Source organism: Gottfriedia sp. NPDC057948 (genome assembly GCF_042887255.1).
Taxonomy (GTDB): Bacteria; Bacillota; Bacilli; order Bacillales; family Bacillaceae_G; genus Gottfriedia.
Map to the genome: position 1 here is coordinate 1 of NZ_JBHVPN010000037.1, position 7,474 is coordinate 7,474.

Below are 7,474 nucleotides of genomic sequence, written 5' to 3' on the forward strand. Positions count from 1 at the left end.
TGGAAAGCGAGCATCCTGTAATGGAAATCAACATCACTCTGCTACTTTACGAAAATTTGATAAATAATTGACAAGGTTGTTTTTCAACAGCATGAAAAGAAGAGTTACTTTGATAACTCTTCTTTTTTATTTGTCTCGCAACAATTCCCAACGAGAAAACAAAATATTCACTAAAAAAACATTTTTTTAAAATAATGCTCATGTTTTGATTAGCTTTCAATAAAGTGTCATAATAACAAATGAGATATTGGTATTTGCAAGGAGGATTTAATTTGACTAAAAATGATTTAGAACAACTTAGAATTGAAATAGACGAAATTAATCATCAAATATTTGAGTTATTAAATAAAAGAGGCGAAATCGCTAAGAAAATTGGTATAGCAAAAATAGATCAAGGCGTTAAACGATATGATCCAGTTAGGGAACGTAAGATGCTAGATCATATTGCCGAAATCAATGAAGGTCCTTTTAGTACGGCTACCCTCCAACATATTTTTAAAGAAATTTTTAAAAGTAGCTTAGAGCTTCAAGAAGAAGACGATAAAAAAGTTCTACTTGTTTCAAGAAAAAGAAAATCAGAGAACACGATCGTTAATGTAAATGGTGTTAATATTGGTGATGGAAGTCCAATTGTTATTGCTGGCCCATGTGCAGTTGAGAGCTATGAACAAGTTGATTCTGTAGCGAAAGTGTTAAAGGAACAAGGTATAAAAATTATGCGTGGTGGTGCATTTAAACCACGTACTTCGCCTTATGACTTCCAAGGACTAGGTGAAGAGGGATTAAAGATTTTAAAAGAGGTTGGAAAAAACCATGGGTTGGCAATTATTAGTGAGATAGTAAGCCCAGAACATATTGAAATGGCATTAGATTATGTTGATATCATTCAAATCGGCGCTAGAAATATGCAGAACTTTGAATTACTAAAAGCAGCAGGTTCTGTAAATAAACCAATTTTATTAAAAAGAGGTTTATCGGCGACAATCGAAGAATTCATTTATGCAGCTGAATACATCATGTCAGAAGGCAATCAAGAAATTATTTTATGTGAACGTGGCATTAGAACTTATGAAAAAGCTACGAGAAATACATTAGATATAACAGCTGTTCCAATTTTAAAACAAGAAACACACTTACCTGTATTAGTAGATGTTACACATTCGACAGGTAGAAGAGACTTACTAATACCCGCAGCAAAAGCGGGACTAGCAATTGGAGCTGATGGTATTATGGCAGAGGTTCATCCAGATCCTGCTACTGCTTTAAGTGACTCATCTCAGCAAATGAATTTTGATCAATTTGACCAATTTATGTCTGAAGTTAATTCTTTCATAAATCGATAATCAACATAAAAGCGCTGGCTGAACAAAATCAGTCGGCGCTTTTTGAATAATTTGTGAACGTTTGTTTTAAATTAGCAATATATAGTGATAAACTACGAATAATTTACATTTTTTTCTAATAGGTGTATTGAACGAATATTCGTTTCACTATAAGATAGAATGAAGCACTATTTTTGTGGAATATTACGTTTTATGACTATTTTACCTAAATAAAAAACAAACTACATAATAGATAGAATAAAATAGAGGAGTGATAAATATGACGGTTACGATTTATGATGTAGCACGTGAGGCAAACGTTTCCATGGCTACAGTTTCACGAGTAGTTAATGGTAATCCAAATGTTAAACCTACTACAAGAAAAAAAGTAAACGAAGCGATCAGCCGTTTAGGATATAGACCTAATGCAGTAGCAAGAGGACTAGCAAGTAAAAAAACAACTACAGTTGGTGTAATTATTCCAGACATATCAAATACTTTTTATGCAGAACTAGCACGTGGTATTGAAGATATTGCAACAATGTATAAATACAATATTATCTTAAGTAACTCAGATGAGAATGTTGAGAAAGAAATTACATTAATAAATAATATGTTAGCAAAGCAAGTTGACGGAATCTTATTTATTGGTGGAACAATTACGGATATTCATCAAGAAGAGTATGAAAAGGCTGGCGTTCCAATCGTTTTAGCGACTACATATGATGAAGCTAATAAAATCCCTTCAGTAAATATTGACTATGCTCAGGCGGCATTTGATGCAGTAGATTATTTAATTAAAAAAGGTCACCAAAAGGTAGCATTCGTAAACGGACCTACTGAAACGAATATTATCGGATTAAGTAAGTTAGAAGGATATAAACGTGCTTTACAAGAAAATGGAATCGAATTCGATGAAGAGTTAGTAACTTATGGTGATAATACGTATGAATCAGGCAGTGAAGCTTTTGAAGCTTTCCATGAGCGTAATATTATTCCGAGCGCGATTTTCGTAGCATCTGATGAAATGGCGATTGGTGTAATACACAGTGCCCAAGACCACGGAATATTAGTGCCGAATAACCTTGAAGTTTTTGGATTTGATAATACAAGGTTGGCATTAATGGTGCGTCCAAAATTATCATCTGTTGCTCAACCAATGTATGATATTGGTGCAGTTGCAATGAGATTATTAACGAAGTATATGAATAAAGAGACAGTGGAAGATCAAACAGTCATTCTTCCGCATCATCTTCAAATTAGACAATCAACAAAGTAAATGATGAAAGTAGCTTAGAATTTTAGTGATTCTAGGCTTTTTTGTTTTTATGGGGAACTTATCAAAAAATATGGAATAAACGTTGGGCTGCAAATAAACTTGGGTGGTCCACAAATAAAGTAGAACTGCAAAAAAAAATCCGAGAATCGCAATTAAAAATAGCAAAACTGCAATTAAAAACCAAGAACCGCAATTAAAAATAGTAAACAGCAAATAAAACTTTGTAAACTGCAAATAAATCAAAAGAATACATATACCCGTAATCGCTACTTAAAATCGAGCCGTAAATAAATCACAGTCTACTAATTCATAATCAAAAAACTACCAAAAATAAAAAACGCCGTCGAGATCCCCTCTCAGGCGGCGTGTAGTATTTAAATAAAAGGTTTTTTTTGTTGAATGTGCAATGACTCAAGTGCACGGTATAAGACTTGTTCGTTGTATTCCTCTATTTCCCTTTTCCTTGGAATAGGCTTTACGATTGATGGATTGTCTGTCCAGGTTTCAGGTAACTTAACATTAGCAATTTTCTGCCATTTTTCTAGCCAGCTATCCGGTATTAGGTTTGAAGTTGGTTGTTGATTTGTCATAGCTAGCCATACTTGTGACCAAGCTCTTGGTACTACTCTCCAGTAATCGTATCCTCCTCCAGCAACAGCAATCCATTTGCCATCGCAATATTTGTGAGCGATTTCGTGTGCGATTTTTGGGATTTCCTCGAATGTTTTCATTGTCGTACAAAGATGAGTTAATGGATCGTAACAATGCGAATCAGAGCCATTTTGGGTAAGGATTACATCTGGTTTGAAGTATTGAGCTATATCGTTGATTGCTTTTTTATAGCTTAATAGAAATGATTCGTCCTCGGTGAATGCATCAATTGGAATGTTAAATGAGTATCCGAAGCCTTTACCTTGACCTCTTTCGGTTACCGCACCTGTACCTGGAAATAGATATCTACCAGTTTCATGGATTGAGAGTGTGCAAACAGTTGGGTCATCATAAAATGCCCACTGAACTCCGTCTCCATGGTGTGCGTCCGTATCTACATATAACACCTTTAAACCGTATTTTTGTTGAATATATTTTATAGCGATTGCACAATCATTATAAACACAAAAACCAGAGGCTTTTCGTTTAAAACCGTGATGTAGTCCACCACCTAAATTAAAAGCATGATTGGATTTTCCTTCTAGAACGGCATCTACTGCTGTTAAGGTGCCACCAACAATTAAAGAACTGGCCTCGTGCATATTTTTAAAAATGGGTGTATCTTCAGTTCCAAGTCCAAATTGTTCAGCGATATTTGCAATAACTGGTTCTCGGCTTGCTTTTTTAACTTGTTCGATAAATTGTAAATCATGAAAAAGGAGCAGTTCGTCATCAGTTGCTAATCTTGGTGGAATAATATCAGCATCATTTAATAGATTACTAGATGTTAATAGATCATAAACCAATTGAGAGCGAATCGGATTAAATGGATGTTTTTCGTTGAATTGATAGGCATGGTATTTTTCGCTATATACTAAGTATGCATCCTTTTTCATCATGATTCACTCGCTTCATTTGGCCAAAGAATTTTATATCCTTCAGTTTTTAAAGTTTGAATAATCGAAAGTGGATTCATCGTTTGAATTCTAAATACAAGAACCTTATGATCCACTTCTTTTGCAGGGTAAACAAGGACACTTACAATATTAATGTTTTCTTTTGAAAATACGTTAACAACGTCACTTAAAATGCCTGGATGATCATGGACTAATATTTCTATTTGAGAGCTAGGTTGATATGCACCTGTTAACGTTACTAGAGTGTGTAATACATCAATTCCGGTCACAAGTCCTATTAACTTTCCGCTAGATACGACAGGTAAACAGCCTATTTTATATTGATAGAAATAAGTTGCTACTTCTTCAACAAAGTCAATTGGACTGCAAGTAATGACATTAGTCGTCATAATTTTTTCAACAGGAACCTCAAGTACAGATGAAAATGCTTGTGGAAAAAGTGTTGAAGGTAAAGCATCGCGTACATCTCGATCAGAAATGATTCCAACCACTTGATTATCTTCATTAATGATTGGAATATGACGTACATCACCTGTTCGAAAGATGGCTACTGCTTCACCGATTGTATTTTCTTTTTTTAAAGTAATGTTTGAACTGCGCATAATATCTTGAATAAGCATTATTTTGAATCCTACCTTTCGAGATTAAAGTTCAATTAGTACATATATCTTTGTAAAAAGCGTAGTGCGTCAAATGCTTGAATTTCTTCAGTTGTTACTCGTTTTCCCATTCTTACCATTAAACAGTTTGCTGGATGGGAACAGATTTCAGGATCATCAGTTGCAAATTGGATGAGTCCACCGGCATTCATCATTTTTTCCATCATTTTTCGATATTCCCATACATTTAAACCAGTACCTTTTAAATCCCAATGCCAATAATACTCTGTTGTGATAATGATATAGTCTTCCATTGCATCATCTAGCATTGATAGAATTAACATATTTTTAGCAACTGAAAAACCGCGGAATTCAGGTATTACCTCAATTGCTCCAAGCTCGATTAAATTTACTAGAGTTGTTTTTGACCATCTCTCAAGTGGGTCTGGATATAAATAAGTTACGTAACCTACTATTGTTTGATTAAGTCTAGCAATAATAATTCTTGCTTCAGGTAGACTAGCGATTTCAACAATTGCTTTATGTTGCTGTGCTGGTTGTCTAAAAGATGTTAAATTTTCATGAAAATGATATGTTTCAAGTAAGGCAGATTCGACCGGTCCCTCTATAATTAATTCACCATGCACAGTTTGGATTGTTTTTGAAAAATATTTTTTTGGGTGATCCAATATTTCTCACTCCCTTTAGAAAACACCTTTTTAATAATCATACTAAAAAATGCAGGAAAGACATACAGGAAAAAAAACAGTATGTGTCTAATACATATAAATGGGTAATTTATTAAAAATACTGAAAATTAAATCTTATCATTGTATAATGATAGTAGAGAATATCAAGGAGGGATTTATATGAAGGTGGAAGCGCTTCCTGTAAAAAACGGACAATTTAATTTAAAGAACTATGATGAAACTTATAAAAATTTTAAGTGGGAAGATGTAGAAAAAGAGTTTTCTTGGTATACAACACAAAAGTATAATATGGCTTTTGAAGCGATCGATCGTCATGCAAATTCTGATCGAAAAGATAAAGTTGCTTTGTATTACAAAGATGATAAGCGAAATGAAAAATATACGTTTGAAGAAATGAAAAATAATTCAAATAAGGCTGCAAATGTTTTAAAACAATTCGGTGACGTTGAAAAAGGTGATCGAGTATTTATTTTCATGCCTCGTCAACCAGAATTGTATTTTGCACTTTTAGGAGCTTTAAAATTAGGTGCTATTGTTGGCCCTTTATTTGAGGCATTTATGGAAGGCGCTGTTAAGGATCGTTTAGAGGATAGTGAGGCAAAGGTATTAGTCACAACGCCAGAATTATTATCACGTGTTCCAGTTAATGATCTACCTGCGTTAAAAACAATCTTCCTTATCGGTGATGATGTTGAGGAAGGCGGTAAATTTGTAGATTTTAAAGCTCGTTATAAAGAGGCAAAAGCAGATTTTGAGCTTACATGGTTAAATCGTCATGATGGTTTAATTTTACATTATACTTCTGGGTCAACTGGAAAACCAAAAGGTGTACTTCACGTTCAACAAGCGATGATTCAACACTATCAAACTGGTAAATGGGTGACGGATCTTCAAAACGATGATGTATATTGGTGTACTGCGGATCCAGGTTGGGTAACTGGAACTTCATACGGTATTTTTGGACCTTGGTTAAATGGTGCTTCTAACGTGATATTAGGAGGGCGTTTCAGTCCAAATGCTTGGTATGAAACAATTCAAGAATTCGGCGTAACGGTTTGGTATAGTGCTCCGACAGCGTTCCGTATGCTTATGGGTTCAGGGGAAGACATTATTAAGAAGTATGATTTAAGTTCACTTCGACATATTTTAAGTGTTGGTGAGCCTTTAAATCCAGAGGTAGTTCGTTGGGGAGCAAAAGTATTTAATTTACGAATCCATGATAATTGGTGGATGACGGAAACGGGAGCTTCATTAATTTGTAACTATCCATGTATGCCAATTCGCCCAGGTTCAATGGGTAAACCATTCCCTGGAATCGAGGCAGCAATTGTTGATAATAACGGTAATGAAGTTGCTCCATATACGATGGGAAATCTAGCAATTAAAAAGGGTTGGCCATCGATGATGAACACAATTTGGAATAATGAACCAAAATTCCAATCATATTTCTTAAATGATGAGTGGTATGTTTCAGGTGATTCAGCTTATATGGATGAGGATGGATATTTCTGGTTCCAAGGTCGAGTAGACGATGTAATTATGACTTCTGGTGAGAGAGTAGGTCCATTTGAAGTAGAAAGTAAGCTTGTCGAGCATCCTGCGATTGCAGAAGCTGGTGTAATTGGTATACCAGATCCTGTAAGAGGTGAGATTATTAAAGCATTTGTTGCGTTAAGAGAGGGTTATGTTGCTTCAGATGAATTGAAAGAAGAAATTCGTACCTTTGTAAAACTAGGACTAGCAGCTCATGCAGCACCTAGACAAATCGAATTCCGTGATAAATTACCAAAAACTCGAAGCGGAAAAATTATGCGAAGAGTATTAAAAGCATGGGAGTTAGACCTTCCAACTGGTGATTTATCAACGATGGAAGATTAATAACAAAAAAACCATTGGGAAAATATAGTGAACCCTTTATGTGGGACACGAGAAAAAACACCTTTTATGTCGTATAGTAAACTATATTACATAAGGGGTGTTTTTTTATGGGGACAAG

Annotated in this window: 6 protein-coding genes; 3 read left to right on the forward strand and 3 right to left on the reverse strand. The window is 34.7% G+C overall.

What is annotated here, in order from left to right; genetic code table 11:
* Window positions 1-272: 272 nt before the first annotated feature.
* Window positions 273-1,343 (forward strand): bifunctional 3-deoxy-7-phosphoheptulonate synthase/chorismate mutase, encoded by a 1,071-nt coding sequence (locus ACFVRR_RS24170; protein WP_387333308.1) that lies wholly within the window; start codon window positions 273-275, stop codon window positions 1,341-1,343.
* 259 nt (window positions 1,344-1,602) lie between these two features.
* Window positions 1,603-2,601 (forward strand): catabolite control protein A, encoded by a 999-nt coding sequence (gene ccpA, locus ACFVRR_RS24175; RefSeq protein WP_387333310.1) that lies wholly within the window; start codon window positions 1,603-1,605, stop codon window positions 2,599-2,601.
* 374 nt (window positions 2,602-2,975) lie between these two features.
* On the opposite strand, the gene ACFVRR_RS24180 is transcribed toward ccpA, so the two are convergent.
* From ACFVRR_RS24180 to ACFVRR_RS24190, 3 genes are read right to left on the reverse strand one after another with little or no spacing between them, the layout of a single operon-like run.
* Window positions 2,976-4,148, reverse strand: coding sequence for an acetoin utilization protein AcuC (locus ACFVRR_RS24180; protein ID WP_387333318.1), 1,173 nt, complete (start codon window positions 4,146-4,148; stop codon window positions 2,976-2,978).
* Complete coding sequence (locus tag ACFVRR_RS24185; protein ID WP_387333312.1) at window positions 4,148-4,789, reverse strand: acetoin utilization AcuB family protein; 642 nt, start codon at window positions 4,787-4,789, stop codon at window positions 4,148-4,150. The genes ACFVRR_RS24180 and ACFVRR_RS24185 overlap by 1 nt, the downstream gene beginning before the upstream one ends.
* 35 nt (window positions 4,790-4,824) lie before the next feature.
* Window positions 4,825-5,457 carry a GNAT family N-acetyltransferase gene (locus tag ACFVRR_RS24190; RefSeq protein ID WP_387333314.1) on the reverse strand — a complete coding sequence of 211 codons (633 nt, stop codon included), beginning with the start codon at window positions 5,455-5,457 and terminating at the stop codon, window positions 4,825-4,827.
* Between the two features lie 180 nt (window positions 5,458-5,637).
* On the opposite strand from ACFVRR_RS24190, the gene acsA reads away from it, so the two are divergent.
* Window positions 5,638-7,356, forward strand: a complete 1,719-nt coding sequence (gene acsA, locus ACFVRR_RS24195; RefSeq protein WP_387333316.1) for an acetate--CoA ligase — start codon at window positions 5,638-5,640, stop codon at window positions 7,354-7,356.
* Window positions 7,357-7,474 lie beyond the last annotated feature (118 nt).